This is a genomic window from Mycobacterium sp. 1245499.0 (assembly GCF_001673615.1).
In the GTDB taxonomy this organism is placed as follows: Bacteria; Actinomycetota; Actinomycetes; order Mycobacteriales; family Mycobacteriaceae; genus Mycobacterium; species Mycobacterium europaeum_A.
Map to the genome: position 1 here is coordinate 1 of NZ_LZMG01000212.1, position 24,367 is coordinate 24,367.

24 protein-coding genes are annotated in these 24,367 nt (G+C 70.1%); 5 read left to right on the forward strand and 19 right to left on the reverse strand.

Going from position 1 to position 24,367, the window contains the following annotated elements:
• Both A5646_RS12045 and A5646_RS12050 read right to left on the reverse strand, forming a co-directional pair.
• A partial coding sequence (locus A5646_RS12045; RefSeq protein ID WP_197505176.1) for a segregation/condensation protein A occupies positions 1 to 224 on the reverse strand: 224 nt, incomplete at its 3' end.
• Positions 221 to 1,084, reverse strand: coding sequence for a ParA family protein (locus A5646_RS12050; protein ID WP_066872253.1), 864 nt, complete (start codon positions 1,082 to 1,084; stop codon positions 221 to 223). The genes A5646_RS12050 and A5646_RS12045, both read right to left, overlap by 4 nt.
• A 290-nt stretch (positions 1,085 to 1,374) precedes the next feature.
• Here A5646_RS12050 and A5646_RS12055 point away from each other — a divergent pair, with 290 nt between their 5' ends.
• Positions 1,375 to 2,127: an O-methyltransferase gene (locus A5646_RS12055; RefSeq protein ID WP_067021861.1), complete on the forward strand. Its 753-nt coding sequence runs from the start codon at positions 1,375 to 1,377 to the stop codon at positions 2,125 to 2,127.
• Between the two features lie 19 nt (positions 2,128 to 2,146).
• Here A5646_RS12055 and xerD read toward each other — a convergent pair whose 3' ends face one another.
• The 14 genes from xerD to A5646_RS12125 form a co-directional block, all read right to left on the reverse strand.
• The gene (gene xerD / locus A5646_RS12060; protein WP_066872248.1) at positions 2,147 to 3,088 is read right to left on the reverse strand and encodes a site-specific tyrosine recombinase XerD; all 942 of its coding nucleotides are present in this window, start codon (positions 3,086 to 3,088) and stop codon (positions 2,147 to 2,149) included.
• Entirely contained in the window at positions 3,085 to 3,708 is a 624-nt protein-coding gene (locus tag A5646_RS12065; protein WP_067021870.1) for an NUDIX hydrolase, read from the reverse strand. The genes xerD and A5646_RS12065 overlap by 4 nt, the downstream gene beginning before the upstream one ends.
• Positions 3,701 to 5,452: a CTP synthase gene (locus A5646_RS12070; RefSeq protein WP_066878304.1), complete on the reverse strand. Its 1,752-nt coding sequence runs from the start codon at positions 5,450 to 5,452 to the stop codon at positions 3,701 to 3,703. Before A5646_RS12070 ends, A5646_RS12065 begins: the two co-directional genes overlap by 8 nt.
• Positions 5,453 to 5,573: 121 nt before the next feature.
• Positions 5,574 to 6,518, reverse strand: a complete 945-nt coding sequence (locus A5646_RS12075; protein ID WP_066878302.1) for a copper transporter — start codon at positions 6,516 to 6,518, stop codon at positions 5,574 to 5,576.
• Positions 6,519 to 7,700, reverse strand: coding sequence for a putative cytokinetic ring protein SteA (gene steA, locus A5646_RS12080; protein ID WP_066872237.1), 1,182 nt, complete (start codon positions 7,698 to 7,700; stop codon positions 6,519 to 6,521).
• A gap of 113 nt (positions 7,701 to 7,813) precedes the next feature.
• A complete protein-coding gene (gene recN / locus A5646_RS12085) occupies positions 7,814 to 9,577 on the reverse strand; it encodes a DNA repair protein RecN (RefSeq protein ID WP_066878300.1) in 1,764 nt (587 codons plus the stop codon).
• 25 nt (positions 9,578 to 9,602) lie between these two features.
• Positions 9,603 to 10,532: an NAD kinase gene (locus A5646_RS12090; protein ID WP_082972497.1), complete on the reverse strand. Its 930-nt coding sequence runs from the start codon at positions 10,530 to 10,532 to the stop codon at positions 9,603 to 9,605.
• Positions 10,529 to 11,338: a TlyA family RNA methyltransferase gene (locus tag A5646_RS12095; RefSeq protein ID WP_066872230.1), complete on the reverse strand. Its 810-nt coding sequence runs from the start codon at positions 11,336 to 11,338 to the stop codon at positions 10,529 to 10,531. Before A5646_RS12095 ends, A5646_RS12090 begins: the two co-directional genes overlap by 4 nt.
• Before the next feature lie 8 nt (positions 11,339 to 11,346).
• The gene (locus A5646_RS12100; protein WP_066872227.1) at positions 11,347 to 11,532 is read right to left on the reverse strand and encodes a hypothetical protein; all 186 of its coding nucleotides are present in this window, start codon (positions 11,530 to 11,532) and stop codon (positions 11,347 to 11,349) included.
• Positions 11,533 to 11,555: 23 nt separating this feature from the next.
• Positions 11,556 to 12,608, reverse strand: a complete 1,053-nt coding sequence (locus A5646_RS12105) for an HAD-IIA family hydrolase (RefSeq protein WP_067021872.1) — start codon at positions 12,606 to 12,608, stop codon at positions 11,556 to 11,558.
• A gap of 1 nt (position 12,609) precedes the next feature.
• Positions 12,610 to 13,410, reverse strand: coding sequence for a tetratricopeptide repeat protein (locus tag A5646_RS12110; RefSeq protein ID WP_231998297.1), 801 nt, complete (start codon positions 13,408 to 13,410; stop codon positions 12,610 to 12,612).
• Positions 13,411 to 13,438: 28 nt separating this feature from the next.
• On the reverse strand, positions 13,439 to 13,801 hold the full coding sequence (locus A5646_RS12115) for a DUF732 domain-containing protein (protein WP_066878294.1): 363 nt from the start codon (positions 13,799 to 13,801) through the stop codon (positions 13,439 to 13,441).
• A 98-nt stretch (positions 13,802 to 13,899) separates the two neighbouring features.
• The gene (tyrS, locus tag A5646_RS12120; RefSeq protein WP_066878292.1) at positions 13,900 to 15,171 is read right to left on the reverse strand and encodes a tyrosine--tRNA ligase; all 1,272 of its coding nucleotides are present in this window, start codon (positions 15,169 to 15,171) and stop codon (positions 13,900 to 13,902) included.
• 32 nt (positions 15,172 to 15,203) lie between these two features.
• On the reverse strand, positions 15,204 to 15,848 hold the full coding sequence (locus A5646_RS12125) for a DNA-3-methyladenine glycosylase (protein WP_067021874.1): 645 nt from the start codon (positions 15,846 to 15,848) through the stop codon (positions 15,204 to 15,206).
• 108 nt (positions 15,849 to 15,956) lie between these two features.
• Between A5646_RS12125 and A5646_RS12130 the strand changes: the two genes are divergently transcribed.
• From A5646_RS12130 to A5646_RS12145, 4 genes are all read left to right on the forward strand, one after another.
• Entirely contained in the window at positions 15,957 to 17,234 is a 1,278-nt protein-coding gene (locus tag A5646_RS12130; RefSeq protein ID WP_066870534.1) for an ammonium transporter, read from the forward strand.
• A 127-nt stretch (positions 17,235 to 17,361) separates the two neighbouring features.
• On the forward strand, positions 17,362 to 18,126 hold the full coding sequence (locus A5646_RS12135) for an ABC transporter ATP-binding protein (protein WP_066870531.1): 765 nt from the start codon (positions 17,362 to 17,364) through the stop codon (positions 18,124 to 18,126).
• Between the two features lie 2 nt (positions 18,127 to 18,128).
• Positions 18,129 to 18,878, forward strand: a complete 750-nt coding sequence (locus tag A5646_RS12140) for an ABC transporter permease (RefSeq protein WP_231998299.1) — start codon at positions 18,129 to 18,131, stop codon at positions 18,876 to 18,878.
• A gap of 70 nt (positions 18,879 to 18,948) precedes the next feature.
• Positions 18,949 to 19,572 carry a TetR family transcriptional regulator gene (locus A5646_RS12145; protein ID WP_066878286.1) on the forward strand — a complete coding sequence of 208 codons (624 nt, stop codon included), beginning with the start codon at positions 18,949 to 18,951 and terminating at the stop codon, positions 19,570 to 19,572.
• On the opposite strand, the gene A5646_RS12150 is transcribed toward A5646_RS12145, so the two are convergent.
• From A5646_RS12150 to A5646_RS12160, 3 genes are read right to left on the reverse strand one after another with little or no spacing between them, the layout of a single operon-like run.
• Positions 19,538 to 19,753, reverse strand: coding sequence for a Trm112 family protein (locus A5646_RS12150; RefSeq protein ID WP_066870523.1), 216 nt, complete (start codon positions 19,751 to 19,753; stop codon positions 19,538 to 19,540). The two genes, A5646_RS12145 and A5646_RS12150, sit on opposite strands and share 35 nt — an antisense overlap.
• A complete protein-coding gene (locus A5646_RS12155; protein ID WP_156765589.1) occupies positions 19,746 to 22,784 on the reverse strand; it encodes an acyl-CoA synthetase in 3,039 nt (1,012 codons plus the stop codon). The genes A5646_RS12150 and A5646_RS12155 overlap by 8 nt, the downstream gene beginning before the upstream one ends.
• A gap of 29 nt (positions 22,785 to 22,813) precedes the next feature.
• Positions 22,814 to 24,295 carry an HNH endonuclease signature motif containing protein gene (locus A5646_RS12160; protein ID WP_369806936.1) on the reverse strand — a complete coding sequence of 494 codons (1,482 nt, stop codon included), beginning with the start codon at positions 24,293 to 24,295 and terminating at the stop codon, positions 22,814 to 22,816.
• Positions 24,296 to 24,367 lie beyond the last annotated feature (72 nt).

A 24,367-nucleotide genomic window follows, 5' to 3' on the forward strand; every position in this document is an offset into this window, starting at 1 on the left:
AACGGGGTGGTCTCCTCCAGCTCGAGCTGCGGGCCGATTTCGCGGGTGTAGGCGATGAAGTCGTCGGTGACCTGGTGCAGCGCCACCTCGGTCACGTCGAGGCGATGGGCGAAGATCAGCTGCAGCAGCAGGTCGAACGGGCCCTCGAAATTGGTCAGGCGGACTTGGAAGCCAGCCCCGTAGCCGTTCTGCTGTGGCGCCTCACCGGTTGCGGCCGCGTTCACGCGCCGAATCGGTCGATGAATTCGCGGGCCAGCGCGCGATAGGCGATGGCGCCGGTGGAGCGCGGGGCCCACGTGGTGATGGGTTCGCCGGCGACGCTGGTCTCCGGGAATCGCACGGTCCGGGTGATGACGGTGTCGAACACCAGGTCACCGAACCGCTCCACCACGCGGGCCATCACCTCGCGGGAGTTGACCGTCCGCGGGTCGTACCGGGTGAGCAGGATCCCGCTGATCTCGAGCTTCGGGTTGAGCCGGTCGCGCACCTTGTCGACGGTGTCGGTCAGCAACGCCAGGCCCCGCAGCGAGAAGTATTCGCACTCGGTGGGGATCACCACGCCGTCCGCGCAGGCCAGCCCGTTGACGGTGAGCAGGCCCAGCGACGGCTGGCAGTCGATCAGCACGTAGTCGTAGCGGTCCAGCACCGGGTGCAGCGCGCGGCCCAGGGTCTGCTCGCGGCCCACCTCGTTGACCAGCTGGATCTCGGCGGCCGACAGGTCGATGTTGCTGGGCACCAGATCCATGTGCTTGACCCGGGTCTGCAGCAGCACGTCGTCGATGGACACCCGCGGCTCGACCAGGACGTTGTGGATGGTCTTGTCCAGCTCGTAGTGCGGGACGCCCAGGCCCGCGGACAGCGCGCCCTGCGGATCCATGTCCACCAGCAGCACCCGGCGGCCGTATTCGGCCAGCGCGGCGCCCAGATTGATGGTGGACGTGGTCTTCCCGACGCCGCCCTTCTGGTTGCACATGGCGACGACTTTGGCCGGGCCGTGCGAGGTGCGCGGCTGTGGCTCCGGGATCGCCCGCGGCGGCCGCCCGGTCAGGCCGAGCTCGACGCCGTTGTCCGGCTGCTCGGTCATGGCGGGGGTGTTCGGGAGGTGAACATCGTCGGAAAGTCTAACGGGTTCGGCGCGCGAAACCCGGCGACCCGCAGGCAATTAACCAGCCAATATGGGCAAAAATCGGTGGTAGAACGCACATCCCGACAGCCTATTCACTTCAGTCACATGAGCACCAATTTCCGGGGGGGTGATGCGACGTCGAAACGCGCTAGCACCGGCGCTAGCGCTGTCGCGGATGACCGATAGTCACCGCCGGCGGCCGCGCGGCCGGGCCCGACCGACACCGCCGCCGGCCTATGGTGGCGGCTATGAACCTGAAGCGACGGATACCTCTGCTGCGGTGGTCGGTCTGGCGCATGGCCGCCGGGAATCGCAACATCACCACCACGGGCCAGATCGGTGACGGGCGCGAGGCGGCCGCCGTCGAGTACGTGCTGCGCAACGCCCGGGCCGGCGACATCGACGACGTGCTGGCCACCATCGACAAGTTCGCCTACGACAAGTCACTGCTGATCAACGTCGGCGACGAGAAAGGGCAGCTGCTCGACGCCGCGGTGCGCCGCGCCGATCCCGCGCTCGCGCTCGAACTGGGCACCTACGTCGGCTACGGCGCCCTACGCATCGCCCGGGCCGCCCCGAAGGCCAAGGTGTTCTCCGTCGAGCTCGCCGAGGCCAACGCGGCCAACGCCCGACAGATCTGGGCCCACGCCGGGGTCGCCGACCGGGTGACGTGTGTGGTCGGCACCATCGGCGACGGTGGGCGCACCCTCGACGCGCTGGCCAACGAGCATGGATTTGCACCCGGCACTTTGGATTTCGTGTTCCTGGACCACGACAAGGATGCCTACCTGGACGACCTGAGGAGCATCCTGGACCGCGGCTGGTTGCATCCGGGGTCGATCGTGGTCGCCGACAACGTCCGGGTGCCGGGCGCACCGAAGTACCGGGAGTACATGCGCCAACAACAAGGCCAGCGGTTCAACACCGTCGAGCACAAGGCGCACCTCGAATATCAGACCCTGCTGTCCGACCTGGTGCTCGAGTCCGAGTATCTCGGCTGAGCGGCCCGGCGCGACAACGCTATTGGGCCCGGGGGTGGGCTTCGGCCCACACCTCGCGCAGCGCGTGCACCGTGACCATGGTGTAGATCTGCGTCGTCGTCACCGAGGCATGGCCCAGCAGCTCCTGCACGACGCGCACGTCGGCGCCGCCCTCGAGCAGGTGAGTGGCGAAGGAATGCCGCAGCATGTGCGGCGACACCCCGGAGGTGATCCCGGCGCGCTCGGCCGCGTCCTGCAGCACCTGCCACGCGCTCTGCCGCGACAACCGCCCGCCGCGCACGTTGAGAAAGATGCCCGGCGTTCCGCGCCCGCGACGCGCCAGCTCGGAACGGCCCCGCACCAGATAGGCGTCCAGCGCGGCGACCGCCGGACGCCCGATCGGCACCAGCCGTTGCTTGCCGCCCTTGCCGCGCAACAACACCGAGCGGGCGTGGGTGTCGACGTCGTCGACGTCGAGGCCGACGGCCTCGGAGATCCGTGCGCCGGTGGAGTAGAGCAGTTCCAGCAGCGCCCGGTTCCGCAAAGTCAGCGGGCCGTCGGCCGGGCTCTCGCCGCCGGCGGCCTCCAGCAGCGCCAGAACCTGGTCGATCGTCAAGCTTTTGGGCAACCGGCGCCCCGGAGTGGGCGGGCGGACCGCGCGCGCCACGTCGAGTTCGGCCAGCCCCTCGGCGGCGGCGAACCGGTGCAGCCCGCGGACCGCGATCAGCGCTCGGGCCGCCGACACCGCGGACAGCGCGGCGGCCCCGGTGTCGGGATCGCCGCGGCGCAGCGCCACCAGGAATTCGCTGACGTCGTTCTCGCCCACCTTGGCCAGGTCGTGAATCCCCCGGTCCGACAGGTGTTTTGTGTAGCGGCGCAGGTCCCGGCTGTACGAGCTCAGGGTGTTGGCGGCGACGCCGCGCTCGATCGTGAGATGGTCAAGGTAGCCCTGCAACTGGGTGTCCAGCGCCACCGTGGTCATTGTGCGGCCTTGCGCGCGGCGAACGCCGTCGGCCTGTCGATCCACTCACTGTCCACCGGACGCGGCTGCGCAAATCCCTCGGTGACCGCGTGCGCGGCCAGAATCCCGGCAATGGCAATGGAATTCACCACCTCGCCGCTGAACACCAGCCGGGCCGCCTCGGCAATCGGAAACCAGCGCAGTGTCATGTCGGCTTCCTCGTGATGCGCCTCGGGCCGATCCACCTCGCTCAGCCCGGTGGCCAGATAGATCCGCACCGATTCGTCGCTGAATCCGGGAGCGGAGTTCAGATCGGCCAGCACCTGCCAGGTGTCCGCCCGCAGGCCGGCCTCCTCCTGCAGTTCCCGGGCGGCCGTGTGCTGCGGCTCCTCACCCGCGACGTCCAGCAGCCCGGCGGGCAGCTCCCACAGCCGCCGCCCGAAGGCATGCCGGTATTGGTAGACCATCGCGATGTGGTTCTCGGCGTTCAGCGCCGCGATGGCGACCGCCCCGTAGTGCTCGACGACTTCACGCACCGCGATGGTGTCACCGGGCATCCGCACCCGATCGCTGCGCAGCGCGAAAATCTTTCCGGTGTACAGCGTTTCGGATGACGCCGTGGAGAATTCGTGTTCAGCCACGGGTCGCGGGCTCAGGTATCGGCCGCGCGGCGCTGTCCCGGTGCTGGATGCCGTTCGACGACTGCTCCGGGATCTCCACCGGCAGCAGCTCGCCCGCCTTGTAGTCGATGGCCGCGCCGACGAAGGCCACGAACAGCGGGTGTGGCCGCGTGGGCCGGCTCTTGAGCTCCGGGTGCGCCTGGGTGCCGACGATGAACGGGTGCACGTCCGGCGGGTATTCGACGAACTCCACCAGATGGCCGTCCGGAGAGGTGCCGGAGAACTTCAGGCCACTCTCGGCGATCTTGTCGCGGTAGGCGTTGTTGACCTCGTAGCGGTGCCGGTGCCGCTCGGACACCTCCGTGGCGCCATAGGCCTGAGCCACAATCGATTCCGGCTCCAGCACCGCCGGGTAGGCGCCCAGCCGCATGGTGCCGCCCAGGTCGGCCTCGCCGGCGACGATGTCGACCTGGTCGGCCATCGTCGAAATGACGGGATCGGGTGTCTCGGGGTCGAATTCGGCCGAGTTCGCCTCGGCCAGACCGGCCGATCGGGCCGCCTCGATCACGATGCATTGCAGGCCCAGGCACAGCCCCAGCACCGGCAGCCCGCGCGACCGTGCGTACCGAATGGCGCCGATCTTGCCCTCGATGCCACGGATGCCGAAGCCGCCGGGGATCAGCACGCCGTGCACGTCGCCCAGCGCCGACGCGGCGTCGGCCGCGCTCTCGCAGTCGTCGGAGGGCACCCACACCATCTCCACCTTGGCGTGGTGGGAGAACCCGCCCGCGCGCAGCGCCTCGGTCACCGAGAGGTAGGCGTCGGACAGGTCAACGTACTTGCCCACCAACGCGATTCGCACCGTCTCGTGCGGCTCGTGCACCCTGCGCAGCAGGTCGTCCCATTCGGTCCAGTCGACGTCGCGGAACGGCAGGCTCAGCCGGCGCACCACGTAGGCGTCGAGTTCCTCGCGGTGCAGCACCTTCGGAATGTCATAGATCGACGGCGCGTCCGGCGTGGAGATGACGCCGTCGATGTCGACGTCGCACATCAGCGCGATCTTGTTCTTCAGCGCCTCCGGGACGGGACGGTCGCAACGCAGGATCAGCGCGTCCGGGGTGATACCGATGCTGCGCAGCGCGGCCACCGAGTGCTGGGTGGGCTTGGTCTTGAGTTCACCCGAGGGGGCCAGGTAGGGCACCAACGAGACGTGCAGGAAGAAGACGTTCTCCCGGCCGACATCGTGACGCACCTGCCGCGCGGCCTCCAGGAAGGGCTGCGACTCGATGTCGCCCACGGTGCCGCCGATCTCGGTGATCACCACGTCGGGCCGGTTGCCCTGGGCGTCGGGCTGGGCCATCGACATGATGCGCCCTTTGATCTCGTCGGTGATGTGCGGAATCACCTGGACGGTGTCGCCGAGGTATTCGCCGCGGCGCTCCTTGGCGATGACCGTCGAATACACCTGCCCGGTAGTGACATTCGCCGAACCGGACAGGTCGCGATCCAGGAACCGCTCGTAATGCCCGACGTCAAGGTCGGTTTCGGCGCCGTCCTCGGTGACGAAGACCTCGCCGTGCTGGAACGGGTTCATGGTGCCGGGGTCGACGTTGAGGTACGGATCGAGCTTTTGCATCGTCACGTACAACCCGCGGGCCGTCAGCAGCTGCCCAAGGCTGCTGGCGGTCAACCCCTTACCCAACGAGGAAGCGACGCCCCCGCTGACGAAGAGGTGCTTGGTGGCGGATTGCGGATGCTTTCGCACAGGCGACCTCCGTGAAGACGGGCAGGGCGTCAAAATTGTCTAGCGAATAACTAGATGGGCCTGCCGACCCACGGAAACCCACCCTAACATCCACCGCGCTGTGCCGCGGCTAACACGCCCGCTACTGAGGCACCGTGATCGACGTCGCCCCGTGACCCGTGCCGTACTGCCCGGCGTGACCGCCGTTCAGCAGGTCGTGCAGGCCCAGGACCGCGGTGATGCGACCGGGCGCGGCGTCGACGTCGTCGACGGTGCTGATGGCCGAGTTCATCCCGGCGTCCGCGCGCGTCACCGCGACGGCGGCGCCGCCGGTCGCCGACCCGTCGCGCCCGGCCAGCAGGGTGCCCGAGCCGTGCGGGGCCAGTGCGGCCGAGAACCGGGCCACGCTGACGCCCCTGTTGCCGGCGTCCTGGGGTAGCGAGCCGCCCGTGACGACCAGCGCGGCGTTCGCCGCGCCCATGTGGTCGGTGGCCTGATAGGTGATGAAGCCGGTGTCGCGCAGCGCCGCCAGCACGGTGTTGCGCGCGACGTCGTCCACGGCGGGCACCGCCGGGTTGGCGTTGGCCAGCAGCGCGATGCCCATCAAATCGCCCGCCTGCGAGCCCTGGTCGACCAGCTTGGTGCTCAGCTGTTGGCCCGCGGGCAGCACCGAAGAGTTCACCACCGTCTGCAGCTTCTCCGCGGAGTTGGCCTCGACGAACTCATCGGTCAGCGACACCGTCCCGGTCACCGTCCCGCCGGCCTGACCGATGAACTTCGACACCGCCGCCACGTCATCGTCCTTGGCGTCGGGGGTGCGGAACACCACCACCGACTTGCCGCCCAACGCGTCGTGCACCATCCGACCGGCCAGTTGGGTGTCGAAATTGTTTGCCGCGCTTAGCTTTTCGTTCAGTACATTCTTCTGGTCGTTGAGCCCGCTGATCTGGGTGGTCAGGTCCCGCTTCTCGTCGCGCAGGCTGGACAGCAAGGTGTCCGACAGGAAGCCGGAGCCCAGCACCACGCCCACCGCCAGCGCCAGGAAGACCGCGGCCAGCGACAGGGCGTGTTGACGCAAGGAGATCATTTAGGTGACCCACCTCTGCACCATCGCGCACAAGTGGTTCCAGTAGTCGGTGACCCAGTGCAGCACCACGCCGTCGGTGCGCGACACCCACAGGGCGACGATGACGGCGATCAGCATGGTCAGCGCCAGCAGCGCGATGGCGCCCGCCGAGATGTGGTTGCGGTACAGGGTGGCCACGGCCTTGGCGTCCACCACCTTCTCCCCCACCCGCAGCCGGGTCAGGAAGGTCGACGGGTTGCTGTGTGCGCGGGTGCGGTCGAAGAACGTCTCGATGTTCGCGGTGTGGCCGGCCGTCACCAGCAGCGCGGCGCCGTGGTGGTCGGCCAGCAGCAGCGCCAGGTCGATCGCCGAGCCCGCGGCGGGGAACGTCATCGCCCCGACGCCGAGGTCCTGGATGCGCTCCAGCCCGGGCGCGTGCCCGTCGGCGTCGGCGGGCAACACGACCTGGGCCCCGCACTTGAGTGCGTCGGTGCTGATCTGGTCGGGGTCGCCGACGATCACCTGCGGGCGGTAGCCCGCCTTGCGCAGGACGTCCGCGCCGCTGCCGACGCCGATCAGCGCCGGCTGATACTCCTTGATGAACGGCTTGAGCGAGCGCAGGTCCTCCTCGGCGCTGGGCTCGTCGGCGACGATCACCACGTGCCGGCGGCGCAGGTCGACGTCGACGTCCGGGATGCCGATGCCGTCGATCAGCAGCGGGCTCTCGCTCTTGATGAACTCGATGGTGTTGCCGGCGAAGGCCTCCAGGTGCGCGGACAGTCCGCTCTTGGCCTCGCGCATCAGGTCGGCGATGTCGTGGTCGGTGCGCTCGGTGCCGCGGACCAGCCGGCGGTCGCCGGCGTACACCCCACCCTCGTGCAGGCGGATCTTGGCGCCGTCCTTGACCTTCTTGAAGATGTCCGGGCCGGCCTCGTCGATCAGCGTCACCCCGTTGTTGACCAGCACCTCGGGACCCATGTTCGGGTAGCGGCCCGACACCGACGGGGAGGCGTTGACGACCGCGGCGATGTCGGCTTCCACCAGCGCGTCGGCCGTGATGCGGTCCAGGTCCAGGACGTCGAGCACGACGATGTCGCCGGGGCACACCCTACGGAGCAGTCGGTCGATGTTCCGGTCAACGCGGGCGGTGCCGACGAGGCCCGGCCGGGCGGGGTTACGGGAGAGCAGGCCTGACATCTTCATGGGGGCGATTCTGTCCGCGAAGGGTGGGCGAGGACGGGAGGCGCGCCGTAACATCAGCCTCAGAAGTTATCTAGAGTCCCACGAGTCACATCTGTATTACGCGTTCCGGACGGTTAGATCTCATCCTTCTGCGCCGCCTCGAGCAGTTCGCGGGCGTGCGCGCGGCCGCTGTCGGATTCGCCCAGCCCGGCCAGCATCCGCGCCAGCTCGGCCACCCGCTCGTCGTCGGCGACCCGCCGCACCACGCTGGTCCCCTTCGGCCCGGCGCCATGCACCACCAGGTGCACGTCGGCGTAGGCCGCGACCTGCGGCAGATGGGTGACGACGATGACCTGGTGGGTGCGCGCCAGCCGCGCCAGCCGCCGCCCGATCTGCACCGCCGCCCGGCCGCCCACGCCGGCGTCCACCTCGTCGAACACCATGGTTGTCCCAGCCGCCGAGGCGGCCAGCACCACTTCCAGCGCGAGCATCACCCGGGACAGCTCGCCGCCGGAGGCGCTCTTGGCCAACGGCAGCTGGTCCATTCCACGGTGCGCGGCGAAGCCGAACTCCACCCGGTCGACGCCGTCGGCGCCGGCCCGGGCCAGCTCGCCCGACGGCAGCACCAGCGTGGCCGTGTCGTCGGCGGAGGACGCGGTGTCCGGCACCACATCGACGGCGACGTCGATGCTGAATTGCGCGTCGGCCATCGCCAGCCCGGACAGCTCGGCGGTGACCTCCTTGGCCAGCCGCTTGGCGGCCTTGCGCCGAATCGTGCTGAGATCGACCGCGGCCCCGGCCAATTCGCGCGCGAGCTCGTCGACCCGGCCCGCCAGGGCGGCCAGCCCCTCCTCCGAGACGTCGAGCTGGGCCAGCCGCTGTCGCGACTCGGCGGCCCAGGCGAGCACCCCGTCGATATCCGCGGCGTACTTGCGGGTCAGCGTGCGCAATTCCGCCTGCCGGGCCAGCTTGGATTCCAGGGCGCTGGCATCGGCCGGCAGCTCGTCGAGGAAGCCGCCCAGTTCGCCGGCGGCGTCGACGACGACGGTCAGCACCTCGTCGAGCTGGCCGGCCAGCGCCACCAGCTTGGCGTCCCCCGTGGATTCCAGTGCGGCCCTTGCCTTTCCAAGGCTGTCGGTCGCGCTGAACCCGGACCCGTCCGCCTCATCCGAGGACAGGGCCGCCCGGGCGGCGGCCGCCGCCTCGCGCAGGGTGTCCAGCTCGGAGAGCCGCACGATCTCGGCGACCAGGGCGTCGTCCTCGCCGGGTTGCGGGTCCACGGCGTCGATCTCGTTCAGCGCGAAGTTCAGCCGGTCGGCCTCCAGCGCGAGCTCGCGCATCCGGTGGCGGCGGTCCAGGAGGTCGCGCCGCGCGGAGAGCCAGGCGTCACGCAGTTTGCAGTAGCGCTCCAGCGCTGGGCCGGCCTTCGCGAACCGGTCCAGCGCGCCGCATTGCTCCTCAGGCCGCATCAGGCGCAGCTGGTCGTTCTGCCCGTGCAGCGTCAGCAGCCCGGCGGTGAAGTCGCCCAGCGACTTGGCCGGCACGCTGCGGCCGCCGAGGTAGGCACGCGACGGCCCGTCCCGGCTGACCGAGCGCAGCGCGATCACGCTGCCGTCCTCGTCGCGTTCGGCGCCCGAGGCGTCCAGCATCTCGTCCAGCTTCACCACCACGGCCTCGTCGAGATCGGTTGTGGTGAAACGGCCTTCGACCACCGCACGATCGGCGCCGGACCGCACCCGGGTCGCGTCCGCGCGGGCACCGCCGAGCAGGTGCAGCCCGGTCACCACCATGGTCTTGCCGGTTCCGGTCTCGCCGGTCAGGACGGTCAGGCCGCGGTCGAACTCCCCGACCGCGGCGCTGATAGCACCGAGCGACTCGATGCGGATTTCGGTCAGCATTCAGTCAGCACCTGTGCAAGAGCAGTCAGTTCCCGCGCCACCCGGTCACCGGCAACCGGAACTTGCGCACCAACCGGTCGGTGAAGGGGGCGCTGTCCAGCCGGGCCCATTTCACCGGTGTGTCGCAACGCTTTACCTCCAGCCGGCTGCCCGCGGGAATCAACATTTCGCGGCGACCGTCGCAGAACACCAGGGCGTCGTGCCCGTCAGCCTCGATCTCGATCGCGATGGTGGCGTCCGGGCTGGTCACCATGGGCCTGCCGAACAGCGCGTGAGCGTTGTTGGGTACCACCAGGATTGCCTCGAGGTCCGGCCACAACACCGGCCCGCCGGCGGAGAACGCGTAGGCGGTGGACCCGGTAGGCGTCGAGACCAGCACACCGTCGCAGCCGAACGCCGAGACGGGGCGCCCGTCGATCTCGAGGACCACCCCGAGCACGCCGAGCCGCGGACCCTTTTCCAGGCTGACCTCGTTGAGCGCCCAACCATGCACGGAGACGTCACCACCCTGGCGGACCATGACGTCGAGCGTCAGGCGGTTCTCCACCCGATAGTCTTGTGCGACAACGTGTTCCAGCACCCGATCGATGGCCTCGGCCTCCGCCTCGGCCAGAAAGCCGATGCGGCCCAGGTTGATGCCCAGCACCGGGATGTTGGCGTTGCGCGCCAGTTCGGCGGCCCGCAGGAAGGTGCCGTCGCCCCCCAACGCCAACACCAGTTCGCAACCCTCGGCGGCCTGGGGGTCGGCGTTGACCACCTCGATCTCGATGCCCAGCGCGCGCATGTCGTCGGGGGCCAGGTGCAGCGGCCCCTTGTCGACCGCCTCGGCGGACAGCACGCGAAGCCCGATCCCGTTGTCGCCCAGCACCTTCTGCACGCGTCGCGCGGTCTCGGTGGCCTCGTCGCGGCCGGTGTGGACCACCATCAGGACGGTGCGGGGAGCATCTTCGTTCACTGTGGCCCGCTTTCCACCGCGTGGCGCACCGCCGTCGCCAGGTCGTCGCCGCCCAACGGCCGATCGGTCTGGGCGCGCAGCCGCAGGAAGTACTCGACATTGCCCGACGGCCCCGGCAGCGGGCTGGCGGTGACATCGACGGTGTGCCAACCCAGCTCGCTCGCGCGGCGGGCGACCGCCAGCACCGCGTCGGCGCGCAGGACGGGGTCGTGCACCACACCCCCGGCGCCGACCAGGCCCTTGCCCACTTCAAACTGCGGCTTCACCATGGGAACGATATCCGCGTTCGGTGCGGCACATCCAGCCAACGCCGGCAATACCGTGGATAGCGAGATGAAGGACAGGTCGGCCACCACCAGGTCGACCGGCCCGCCGATCGCCTCGGGCGCCAGGTCGCGGACGTTGGTCCGCTCGACGACGACCACCCGCGCGTCGCTGCGCAGCGACCACGCCAGCTGGCCGTATCCCACGTCGACGGCGACCACTTCGCTCGCGCCGCGATCCAGCAGCACTTCGGTGAAGCCGCCTGTCGACGCGCCGGCGTCCAGGCAGCGACGGCCCGCGACCGCGATCTCGAAGGCGTCCAACGCGCCGTTGAGTTTGTGCGCCCCGCGCGAGACCCAGGCCCGCTCGCCGTCCTCGGCGACGGTCAGGGCGGCGGTGACGGCGACGGCGGTGCCCGGCTTGCGCGCCGGCATCCCGTCGATGCTCACCTTCCCCGCGCCGATCAACTCCGCGGCCTGCTGACGTGACCGGGCCAGGCCGCGCCGGACCAGCTCGGCGTCAACCCGGGCGCGTCGAGACATCCGCGCACTCAGCCCTTCTCCGCCGACTCCAGCGCGGCCAGCAGCACGTCGTGCGCCTCGGACAGGCGGCGGGCGATCTCTTCGAGCTCGTCGAGTGACGGCACCTGCTCGGGGTCTGCACCGTCCCCGGGCTGCGGCAACCGGGCGAGCAGGGCGTCGATTTCAGCGCGAATCTGATCGGGATCGATAGTCATCGCGTTCCTACGCTAGTCACCCGTCAGTCGGTGCGCACCAAAGACCAGCGCCCCAGCGCGGCGCGGGCGTCGTCGTCACCGGCCTCGATGCGCACTTCGCCGGAACCGGAACCGGAGCCGGAGCCGGAACCGGAGCCGGACCGCGCGTACACCGCGGCGGCCACCGCGCGGACGATCGACAGGCCGTCCCCGTCGTCCGACCCGTCGGCGCTGACGGTGATCGCGGTGTCGGCGACGTCGATCCGCCAGCCCGGCTGCGGCCCGACCTTGAGCCGCTCGCCGTCGGCGTGCAGCGCGCGCAGGTCGTGGCCGATGTAGGTGGGGCGCCGGGCGGGCTCGGCGTACACCGCGTCCCGCGCGGAATTGACCCCGGTGAGCACCATCAGGCTGGGCAACTCGGCGGCGTTGGCGCCCTCGATGTCGGTGTCGAGGCGGTCGCCGACCACCAGGGGGGCGCGAAAGTCGCCGCGGGCCGCGGCGTCGCGCAGCAGTCCGGGCGCCGGCTTGCCCGCGACCTGGGGCTCGCCGCCGGTGGCCGCCCGCAGCGCGGCCACGAACGATCCGTTGCCGGGCAGCAGCCCGCGTTCGGTGGGCAGGGTCAGGTCGACGTTGGACGCCACCCAGAGCGCGCCGGCCCGGATGGCCAGCGCCGCCTCGGCCAGCTCCGGCCACCCGAGGGTCTGGGACAGGCCCTGCACGACGGCGGCCGGGTCGTCGTCGTAGCTGCGCACCGGGCGCAGTCCGACGGCGGTGACCTCGTCGGCCAGGGCGTCGGTGCCCACGATCAGCACCGGTGCGCCCGGCGGCAATTGGTCGGCCAGCAGCCGGGCGGCGCTTTGCGCGCTGGTGGCGACGTCGTCGGCGACGGCGGTGAAGCCCAGCTCGGTCAGGTGCGCGGCCACCTCCTCGGCGCTGCGCGAGGCGTTGTTGGTGACGAAGTACGCGCGGCTGCGCACCCGCGCCAGCGCCTGCACCGCGCCGTCGGTGGGCCGACGGCCGCGAAACATCGTGCCGTCCAAATCGATGAGCAGGCAGTCGTATTGCTGCGCAAGGGTTTTGGGTTGTTCGGCGGGCATGTCAGCCGAGTTCACTGACCCGGTCTTCGGCGTCGGTGACACCGTCGACGTCCGCGGCGGCGGAGCGCAGGAACCATTGCAGCGCCTCGTCGGCGCGGCCGAGCGCCAGCAGCGTGTCCGCGTAGGCGTAGAACAGCCGCGCCGCCGTGCTGCCGGTGCGGCCCGGATCCAGTTGCGGCGTGGACAACACGGTCAGCGCCTGTTCCAGCTGGCCGAGGTCCGCGCGCGCCCCGGCCGCGACGATGCGCAACTCGTCGGCGTCGTCCCCGGACAGTTCGGCGGCCTCGGGCCCGCGCGCGAGCTCGATCGCCCGCTCCGGGCGGCCAAGTCCGCGTTCGCAATCGGCGATCAGGGCCAGCAGCGGGGACTTGCTGCCCATCCGGCGGGCCGCACGCAGTTCCGCCAGCGCCTGCGACCAGTCGCCGCAGTGGTAGGCGGCGATGCCGACCGCTTCCCGAATGGTGGCGAGCCGGCTGGACCGGGCGCGCGCCGCCCGGGCGTGGCTCAGGGCGGCCTGCGGGTCTTCGTCGAGCAATTCGCCCGCGGCCACCAGGTGGCGCGCCACCGCGTCGGCGGTGGCGCGGTCCAGGGTGCTCAGCTCGCGGCGGATGTCGGGTGCCAGCTGCTTTGCCTCCACTCCGGGCGGTATCGGCGGGCCGCCCTGCGGCGCGCGCTCGGCCTGGCCGTCGCGGCGTCCGGCGCTCTGCGGCTGGACCGGGCGCGCACGGCCCGGACCCGACCAGCCGTTGGATGCCGGCCGCCCCCGCCGTTCGCCGCGCTGTCGTTGCCTGTCGTCGACCACGCTGCCGAGAATACGGGCAGCGCCACGCCTAACTTTGCAGCCGGTTGCCCAGCAGGGGCGCGATCACCGCCGGACAGTAGGTCGCGATCGCGACGATGGTGAACCGGCCCGCCATCTCGTACGACATTCCGTTGCCCTCGGCCATCCTGGACGTCACCTCGTCGAACGACCCGCCGGGCTCGAACAGCATCGGGCACACCGACTGCCCCATCGCCATGGTGCTGGTCGGCTGCGTGTAGGCGATCCCGGCGTTCGTCAGCGCCGACAGGAAGGCATTGCCCAGCATGTCCGCGCGGATGGGTGCCGACAGCGCCGCGGCCAGCGCCACCAGGCCGGCGATCACCCCCAGGATCCGCAGGGCGGTGGACCGCACACGCGTCGCGAAAATCACCGTGACAACAGTGGTCGCCCACGGTCACGTCGACGACACGGGGAGGTAAAGATCTGTGCACGCACGCGTTTTGCGGCGCCCCCCGGCGGCCGGTCGGGCTAGAGCTTTTCGACCCCGGCGACCGTGCGCTTGCCGCGGCGCAGCACCAGCCATTTGCCGTGCAGGAAGTCCGACGGTTGCGGCGCCCATTCCTCGCTCTCGATGCGGACGTTGTTGACCGAGACGCCGCCCTCGCCGAGCGTGCGGCGCGCGGCCTTGCGGCTCTCGGACAGGCCGGTGGCGACCAGCAGGTCCACGATCCCGTCCGGGCCACCGGGTTTGAGCTCGGCGACCGAGGTCTCGCGCAGCGCCGCCGCCAGCGTGGCCTCGTCCAGCCGGTCCAGCTCGCCCTGCCCGAACAGCGCCCGGCTGGCGTGCTCGACGGCCTCGGTGGCCGCCTCGCCGTGCACCAGCACGGTCAGTTCGCGCGCCAGCCGCCGCTGGGCGGCGCGCTGCTGGGGACGCTCGGCGGTCGCCTGTTCCAGCTCGCCGAGCTCGTCGGCGGTCAGGAAGGTGAACCAGCGCAGGTAGCGGACGACGTCGGCGTCGGCGGTATTGAAGAAGTACTGGTACCAGGCGTACGGCGTGGTCAGCGCCGGGTCCAGCCACAGGCTGCCACCGCCGGTGGATTTGCCGAACTTGGTGCCGTCAGCGGCCGTCACCAGCGGCACCGTCAGCGCGTGCACCGAGGCGGACAGCTGCTGGCGCACCAGCCGCACGCCGGCGATGATGTTGCCCCACTGATCGGAGCCGCCGATCTGCAGCGTGCAGCCGTACCGCCGGTGCAGTTCGACGTAGTCGTTGGCCTGCAGGAGCATGTAGCTGAACTCGGTGTAGGAGATGCCGTCGCCGTCGAGGCGCCGCCGCACGGTGTCGCGGTCCAGCATGACGTTGACCGAGAAGTGCTTGCCGAGGTCGCGAAGGAACTCGATCGCCGACAGCGGGCGGGTCCAGTCCAGGTTGTTGACGACGATCGCGCCGGTGGGCGAATCGTCGAAGTCGACGAAGCGCCGCAGCTGTCCGCCGATCCGCTCGGTCCATTCGGCGACGGTGTCGGCCTCGTTGAGGGTGCGCTCGCCGACGTCCCGCGGGTCGCCGATCATGCCGGTGGCCCCGCCGGCGAGCACGATCGGGCGATGGCCGGCGCGCTGGAAGCGGCGCAGCGCCAGCAGGGGCACCAGGTGCCCGGCGTGCAAGCTCGGCGCGGTGGGGTCGAAGCCGGCGTACACCGTCAGCGGCCCGCGCTGCGCTTCGGCGGCCAGCGCATCGAGGTCGGTGGACTGCGCGATCAGGCCGCGCCAGCCCAGCTCGTCGATGATGTTCTCGCCCATGTCCAAGATCCTTTCACCCCAGATCGGTTCGGCTAGTCGCTGGCGCCCGGCGCCGCCGCGCGGGGACTGCGGCGGTAGGCCGAGACCTCCGGGCGCCCGGGCAACCACAACCGCCACGGCCGGTCGGCGGCCTGGCTGACGCCGACCCGGGGGCCGGCCGTCGCGGTCAGCGGTTCGTGCAGTTCCAGGCGCACCGGGCTGTCGCGCGCGAACAGGTCGATGCCGTTGTCCTCCATGGTGATTCCCATGGCAGCGCACAGGTTGCCCGGACCGCGCGCCAGCGCCGCGGTGTGCACCAGCTCGCCGCGGCGGGCGCGGGCAACCTCGGTGCCGTCCTCGATGGCGGCGGCGCGCAACAGGACCGCGGCGGCGGTGCCGTCGGGCCCGCAGGACACATTGGCGCAGACGTGGATCCCGTGGCTGCGGTAGGTGTAAAGCCGCCCCGGGGGCCCGAACATCACGAAGTTGCGGGCCCGCAATCCCTTGTACGAGTGGGCGGCGGCGTCGGGCCACGGACCGTCGGGAACTCCCCCATACGCCTCGACCTCGACGACTATCCCGCTCACGCCCCGCGCGGTCAGGGTGGCGCCCAGGAGCCGGCGCGCAGCCTCGACCGGGTCGACTAACAGCTGGGCCGCAGCCGTGCCTTCGCGAAATCGTCCTCGAGCCTCGACCACATCAGATCCTGAATCCTCTTTTCTTAACCCAACGAACCTACCGGCAGTCCGGACGTGGCAGTATCCCGGTGTCCCGTGACCCCAGGGCCGCGAGAAGGAGCCCACCTGATGCATGCGATCGATCCCGCCGCCACCGCGTGGCTGCTGGCCAGCACCGCACTGGTTCTGTTGATGACCCCCGGCCTGGCCATCTTCTATGGCGGCATGGTCCGCACCACCGGCGTGCTCAACATGATCATGATGAGCTTCATCTCCATACCGCTGGTGACGGTGGCGTGGCTGCTGGTGGGCTACACCATCGCCTTCTCCGAGGACGGGGTCGGCGGACTCGCCGGCAACCTCAGGCATTTCGGCATGCTCGGCATCACCCCCGACACCGTGCACGGCACGGTCCCCGAACTGCTCTTTGCCACGTTCCAGTTGACCTTCGCGATCATCACGGCCGCCCTGGTCAGCGGGGCGATCGCCGACCGCGCCAAGTTCGCCGCCTGGATGGTGTTCGTCCCGGTGTGGACGATCGCGGTGTATTCAATTGTCGCGCACTGGGTTTGGGGGTCCGGCGGCTGGCTGGCCAAGCTCGGCGTGCTCGACTATGCGGGCGGGCTCGTCGTCGAGATCGTCTCCGGGTCTTCGGCGCTGGCGCTGGCGCTGGTGCTCGGGCCGCGCATCGGGTTCAAGAAGGACGCCATGCGGCCGCACAACCTGCCGCTGCTGTTCGTCGGCGTCGGGCTGCTGTGGTTCGGCTGGTTCGGGTTCAACGCCGGTTCCGCCTTGGCCGCCAACGGAACCGCCGCGGCCATCTTCCTCAACACCCTGGTGGCCGGATGCCTGGGCATGCTCGGCTGGCTCTCGGTCGAACAGATCCGCGACGGCCGGCCCACCACATTCGGTGCGGCGTCGGGAGTGGTCGCCGGCCTGGTCGCCATCACCCCGTCCTGCGGCACCGTCAACACGCTCGGCGCGACCGTCGTCGGACTCGCGGCCGGCGTCGTGTGCGCGTTCGCGGTGGGCGCGAAACTGCGCTTCAACTATGACGATTCGCTCGACGTGGTGGGCGTGCACTTCGTCGGCGGCGTGGTCGGTGTGTCGTTGATCGGCCTGTTCGCCACCGCGGTCATGACGGCGGGCCCGCGGGGCCTGTTCTACGGGGGCGGCTTCGGCCAGTTGGGCAAGCAGGCGCTGGCGATCGCGGTCGTCGCCCTCTACGCGTTCACGATGACGTTCGTGTTGGGCAAGGCGATCGACCGGCTGATCGGATTCCGGGTCAGCGCCGAGGACGAGACCACCGGCGTCGACCTCACCCAGCACGCCGAAACCGCCTACGCCGAAGGCGTGCACGGGCACCTGCCGCAGCGCCGCCCCGCGACCGGCGAGCGCTTCAACTAGGCCCGTCGGCGCGGCGCTAGCGGCCGTGCCAGCCGTTTAAAACTCACTACGGCGACGGAACCGCGACCCCCCGCGCCGTCGTCGGCAGCCCTTGACAACCCGGCGCGACGCGACGATTATTCATCGCATGATGAGTTCATCCCGTGATGAATTAATTGCCGGCCCCGCGGAGCCGGCGGTGCGCATCGATCACCTGCGCGTCATCCGCGGCAAACGCCCGGCCCTGCACGACTTCTCCGTGCAGATCGCCAAGGGCAGCATCACCGGCCTGCTCGGACCGTCGGGCTGCGGCAAGACCACACTGATCCGCTGCATCGTCGGCACCCAGATCCTCACCAAGGGCACCGTCACCGTGCTCGGCAAAACCGCCGGCAGCGCCGAACTGCGCCACCGCGTCGGTTACCTGCCGCAAGACCCGACGATCTACAACGACCTGCGGGTGGTGGACAACGTCCGCTATTTCGCCGCGCTGTACGGGTTCGACGGCCAGGCCGCCGACGCCGCCATCGACCGGGTGGGGTTGACCGATCACCGAACCGCCTTGTGCGCCAACCTCTCCGGGGGTCAGCGCACCCGGGTGTCGCTGGCCTGCGCGCTGGTCTGCCAGCCCGACCTGCTGGTGCTCGACGAGCCGACGGTGGGCCTGGACCCGGTGCTGCGCGCGGATCTCTGGGAGCAGTTCGCCGAACTGGCCCGCGGCGGCACCACGCTGCTGGTCTCCAGCCACGTGATGGACGAGGCCGATCACTGCGGCGACCTGCTGCTGATGCGTGACGGCCGGTTGGTCGCCCACACCACCCCAACCCAACTGCGAGAGGACACCGGATGCACGTCACTGGAGGACGCGTTTCTGTCCATCATCAAGCGCAGCACCATGCGCGAAGCGGGCTGACCCTGCGCGGCTACACCGCGACGACGGCGCGCATCCTGCGCCAGCTGGCCGGCGACCGCCGCAGCGTCGCGATGATCCTGTTGGTGCCGGTCCTGGTGATCACGCTGATGTACTTCATGTTTGAGAACGCCCCGCACCGCCCGGGCGGCCCGACCCCGTTCGACAACGCCTGCCTTATCCTGCTGGGCCTGTTCCCGTTGTTCGTGATGTTCATCATCACCGCGATCACCATGCAACGTGAACGGGCCTCCGGGACGCTGGAGCGCATTCTGACGACGCCGCTGCGGCGCCTCGATCTGCTGATCGCCTACGGCACCGCCTTCTCCGTCGCCGCTGCGGCGCAAGCGATTCTGGCGTGCATCGTCTCGTTCTGGCTGCTGGGTTTCGACACGGCGGGCAGCCCCGTGTGGGTGTTCGTCATCGCGATCGTCAACGCCGTGCTGGGCGTCGGCCTTGGCCTGCTCTGTAGTGCGTTCGCCCGCACCGAGTTTCAGGCCGTGCAGTTCATTCCCCTGGTAATGGTGCCGCAGCTGTTGCTGGCCGGCATCATCGTGCCGCGGGCCCTGATGCCACACTGGCTGCAATGGATCAGCAACGTGCTGCCGGCCAGCTACGCGCTGGAGGCCTTACAGCAGGTGGGTGCCCACCCGGACCTGACGTTCATCGCGGTGCGCGACATCGTCGTGGTGCTGGGCTTCGCCCTGGCGGCGCTGTGCCTGGCCGCGGCCACGCTGCGGCGGCGGACGCCCTAGTGGCGATCGCAAGCGCGGCGCAGCCGGGCGCGGCGGGTCGCCACGGAGCGGTAGTGGCGGGCCGCGCCTGGTGACGGCCACCAGCGCCGGGCGCCGGCGGCGGGGGCGGCCGGCCGGTGTCTCCGACAGCCGCGACCGCATCCTGGCCAGCGCGCGAGAGCTGTTCGCCAGCAAAGGAATCCGTAACACCTCCATACGGGCGGTGGCCGCGGCGGCGGGCGTGGACTCGGCGCTGGTGCACCACTACTTCGGCACCAAGGAGCAGCTGTTCGCCGCGGCCGTGCACATCCCGATCGACCCGATGGAGGTCATCGGCCCGCTGCGCGAGGTGCCCGTCGAGGAGCTCGGCTACCGGCTGCCCTCAATGTTGTTGCCGCTGTGGGACTCCGAGATCGGTGCGGCGTTCATCGCCACGCTGCGATCGATCCTGGCCGGTTCGGAAAGCAACCTGTTCCGCACCTTCATCGAGGACGTGATCGCCGTCGAAGTCGGCAGCCGCGTGGACAATCCGGCGGGTAGCGGAACCCTGCGCATCCAATTCGTGGCCTCGCAGCTGGTGGGCGTGGTGATGGCGCGCTACATCCTGGCACTGGAGCCGTTCGCGTCGCTGCCGCCCGAGCAGGTCGCCCGGACCATCGCGCCGAACCTGCAGCGCTATCTCACCGGGGATCTGCCGGATGGTCTTGTGCCATGATCCGCGCGTGCTCGTCGTCGCCGACGTCGCGGGCCTCGTCGATCAGCAGCACCGGGATGCCGTCCTCGATGCGGTAGGCGCGCCGCAGCCTCGGGTTGTAGAGCAGTTCCTCGCCGACCAGCACCAGCGGGCCCCGGTCGTCCGGGCACACCAGGATGTCGAGCAATGCCCGGTCAATCATCGTCACCTCGATACACGGCGCTCAATTCCGCCCGCACGGCGGGCGTCAACCTACGGTACTGCTCGCTGGCGGTGTCGAAATACCAAGCCTGGCGCCCGGACTTGGGAATCCCGGCCGCCCGCAGCGCGCTGACGGTGGGACGGTAGGTCGCGCTCAGGTTCATTTCCGGTATGACACACACGATGTCGGGTCCCAGTCCGATCGGCAGGTCCGCGAAGGCTTCGGTCAGATCCGCCGCGGTGATGCTGGCCCCGGGCAACAACGTCACGGCCGACACCGCGACATCGAGGTTGCCGAACGGCACGTTGTAGGTGACCGCGAGGTCGACACCGTTGATGCACCCCAGCGCGTCGGTGACCGGCTCGGCATAGACCAGGCCGCGCGCGGTGTGCACCACCGAGCCGCGCCGGCCCGCCAGCCAGTAGTCGCCGTCGTCGTCGCGATAGAACAGGTACTCGGTCGATATCCAGGTGTCGCCGGCGGCGAAGACGCCGCGCTTGACCGAGGCGCTCGGATCGATCGGGCCGTTGGAGGCCGCGAGCAGGACCCCGACCTCCTTGGGTGCGGCGATCTGCACGAAGCCGCGTTCGTTCTCCAGGATCAGGTCGTGCTCGGCGTCGTAGGCGCCCAGCTCGATGCGCCCGGCGCCCGGCAGCGGTCGGCCCTTGCTGCCGACCTTGGCGCCGGACACGTTGGCCAGCACCGCCTGCCCGTCGGTGGTGGCGAAGAACTCGACGACGTGGGCCGGCGCGAACGCCTCGACGACGCGCCCCCACAGCCCGGTCGGCATGCCGGAACCGATGAACAGCCGCACCGGGTGATTGCCCTGCAGCACGAACGCCGGGTCGTCGACGATCTCGCGGAGCATGGCCCAGGTGTAGGACACCACCGTGACGCCGTACTGGCGCACCTCCTGGACGAATCGGTTCCGGTCCAGGCCGCGCGACAGCGCGATGCGGGTGCCGCCGACCACCGCGCCGCCGAGGCTGACCAGCAACGCCGACTCGTGGTGCAGCGGCGTCAGGCAGTAGACGGTGTCGCGGCGGTCCAGGGCGGCCGTCGAGGCGGTGCCGAAGGCCGACACCGCCCAGCGGTAGTTGGTGATCTGCCTGGCCACCAGCTCGCCGCCGGCCGCGGTGAACGCGATGAACGCCAGGTCCCGGGCCAGTCCCGGGTTGGGGCGATACCAGCCGGGCAGGTCGACGGCGTCCGGGTCGATCTGCTCCATGTCGATGACGTCGGAGTCCTCGGGCAGGTGCAGGTCCCGCGACTCGCCGCCGCCGAGCACCAGCACCTGGCGCAGGCCTTGGCGGTCGGAGCCCAGCACCGCGTCGAGGTTGGTGGGGTCGGTCAGCAGCTCGGTCACTCCCCCGAGCCGCACCGAGGCGGCCAGGTCGGTGTCGGGCCGCATCACCACCGCGATGGCGCCGAGCCGGGACAGCGCGGCGATGGCCACCAGCGCGCTGGGCCGGGTCTCCATCAGCACGCCGACACGATCGCCCTGCCGCACCCCGACGTCGATCAGGCCGCGGACGACGTTGTTGACGCGCCGGTTCACTGCCTCGTAGGTATGCACGCGGCCGTCGAACAGCAGGAATTCGCCCTGCGGGGCGTCGTGGGCCTGCTCTTCGATGATGCGGCCCAGCGAGATTCGGGTGTGGTCGTTGATCTGGCCCAGGCGGACCAGGCGGGGCAGGGTCCGGGCCGTCTCGACGGCCAGGGTGCGCACGGACTTGTTGGCGGCGACGACGGTGTTGGCCGCGCCACGCGCGATGCCCAGCGCCGCCTCGGAGGCCTCCCCGAGGCCGTGCGCGATCCGGGAGCTGAGCGCCACCCCGCTGTCGGTGTGCTCCGCGGGCTGGTCGGCCATCAGGTCGATGCTGGTGGGTTTGTCGCCGCCGGTGGACAGCCACTTCACCCATTCGGCAACGGTCGGCCAACTGTGCTGTGCCGCTTTGGATCCCACGACCAGGCCGAAATGCCCTGTGCGGATGGTGTATTCGTAGACTTCGGCGTTGGGGGCAGCCCGCCGGATGCCGCGCACCGAGGCGGGCTGTCCGATGTCGTCGACCTCGCCGACGAACGCCAGCACGGGGCATGTGATGTCGGTGAGCGTCACCATCTGGCCGTTGACTGCGAAGCCGCCGGTCATCATCCGGTTGTGGGCGATGAACTGCTTGAGCAGCTCGGAGATCGCCGGACCCGACCACGCGATCCAGCCTTCGCGCTCGAGGAATCGGCGCTGCTGCTCGCGCGGCAGCAGCGCCTCGCGGTCGTGCAGCTGGCGCAGGAAGTCCACTCGCGCCTTGGCGGTCTTGAGCGGGTCGAGCATCTGGAAGCCGGTGCGCGCCATCCAGCTGGGGATCGCCAGCCGGCTGAAGACGTGGTCGGCCATGAAATTGGCGGCGGGCGCCGCGAAATTCGCCGGGATGCCCATGGGCAGCGCGGCCAGCGTGTCCACCGGCGAACCGAAGGTGACGATGCTGGCGAGGGCCTTGGAACGCCGGTAGGCGGCGACCTGGTAACACCACATCCCGCCCTGGGAGTAGCCGACCAGGTGCACGTCGCTGCCGGTCACATCCTTGACGGTGTCGATGGCCTGGCCGAGCGCGACGATGTGGTCGGCCAGGGTGCGCCGCATGCCGCCTTCGACCTTGTCCGGCTCGCCGAAGTCGATGACCCAGGGGTCGATGCCCTGGGCGTGCAGGATGCCCACCGCGCCTTCCTCGCGCGTGACGTCCCACATGTCCGCCGACATCATCATCGGGTGCACCATCAGCACCGGCGGCCCGGCGGGTGACGGGCCGCGCCGGCTGTCCGGCGGAAAATACCGCCGCAGCTTGTACATCGGCACGCTCTCGACGATCTGCGACGGCGACGGCACGCTACCGGTTTCCAGGCCCCCCAGTCGCAAGACCTCCAGCCCGTTCTGCGCGGTAGCGATCAACCGCTCGACCGGTCGTGTGACCATCGAAAAATTGAGATCCACTGCTGCTCCCTGAGTCTTGACAGCTTGGACATCATGGCACATCAGGGCAGCTAGAAAGGCGGTGGTTCCCGTTAGAACGGTGGTGGATCCTCGTCGAACCCGTGCGTGGTGGGCCAGGCGTGGTTCGCCGGTGGGGCCGCTCGGGCCAGGCGTGCGTCGCGGTTGTGGCGGCGTTCGGTGGCCACGCGCGCGGCGCGGTCCTGGGCGCGGGTGCGGCGGCGTTTGGGCATCATCGCCGTCCGGTCGGCGCAGTAGTCGCGGGGCGGGTCGGCTTCGGTGGCCGATATCGCGCCGGTGGGCACGCACAGGCTGGGGAACAGCAACGCGCTGCCCGGCGTGGTGACGTAAGTGTGTCCCGCCGGTGAGGTCAGGATCAGGGTGCCGTCGGGCAGCTGCTGTTCGCGCCAGCCCCAAAACGTCTTGACCAAATGATGGGTGCGGCACAGCGCCTTGAGGTTCGACGCATGCGTCGGCCCGCCGTCGGCGTACGGGATCGTATGGTCGAGGTCGCAGTCCGTGGCCGGGCGGTCGCAGCCGGGCCAGCGGCAGGTCAGGTCCCGGCACCGCACGAAATCGGCCAGCGCTTTCGAAGGGATGTAGCCGTGCTCGGGGGCGGCCTCGCCGGGGTGGATCAGCGGGGAGAGTTTGGCCGTGGCGGCCAACTCGGCAACCAGTTCGGGGGCGATGAGCCCGTCGGCGCCCAGCTCTGATGCCGGCGCCTTAGCCACCCCGTCCAGCACCGAGCGCTCGGCGATCACGTGGATTACCACCGGACTCGGCGCGGGTCGTTTGCCGGCCGCGCAGTCGGCGCGCCCGCAGCGGCAGCCAAGCCGGTCCGCCCCGCATGCCAGCGCGCCCAAGGCATCAGCGCGGCGCTGCTCGCGGGTGCGCGGGTCGTGCTCACACACCGTGGCCGCCAACGCAGTCAACCGCCGGTCCAGCGCATGGGCGTCCGGGGCCAGCAGGGTGCCCTCCAGATGCGCCAACCCCTCCCCCATCTCGGCGACCCACACCTCACGCCCGGCCACGCGCTCCTTGCGGCGCCGCACCGCATCCGCATCAGCGCGAGCCACCACCTTGTCCACCTGCGCCGCCAACCGGCTGGGCGTCATCGACGGCCACCTGGCCACGTTGGCCGCCAGCCGGGCATCCACCGCCGCCAGCACCTGCGGGTCGGTGATCAGGTCCGTACGAAACACCAAGGTGGCAAACATCCGAAAGTCGATATCCCCGGACTTGAACACCGCGCCCACCTTCGGCAACCGTTCCCGCATCGCCCGCGCGTAGCGCAACCGGCTCGCGGCCAACCCCTGACTGATCCGCAAGGCCGCGGCCACCTCGGCGGCCGCCGCCGCCTCGGTGTCGACCGCCCAGTCCTCGGTCTCCGAACACCGCGACAACCGGTAGGCGAACAACTTGCCGATCGCGACCAACTGGGCGGCCGCGGCCCGGTTCTCCGCCCGCGCCGACCCGCAGATGTCGTCGATCAACGCCCTCGACTCCCCCGTGGTCGACGGATAATGCCGCTCGAACTGCTCATCGAACCGCGCGATGACTGAAGTTGTCGGTGGCCGGTGGCATGATCGCACGTATGTTCGAAGAAGTCATCGCGCGGTTCGAGGAGC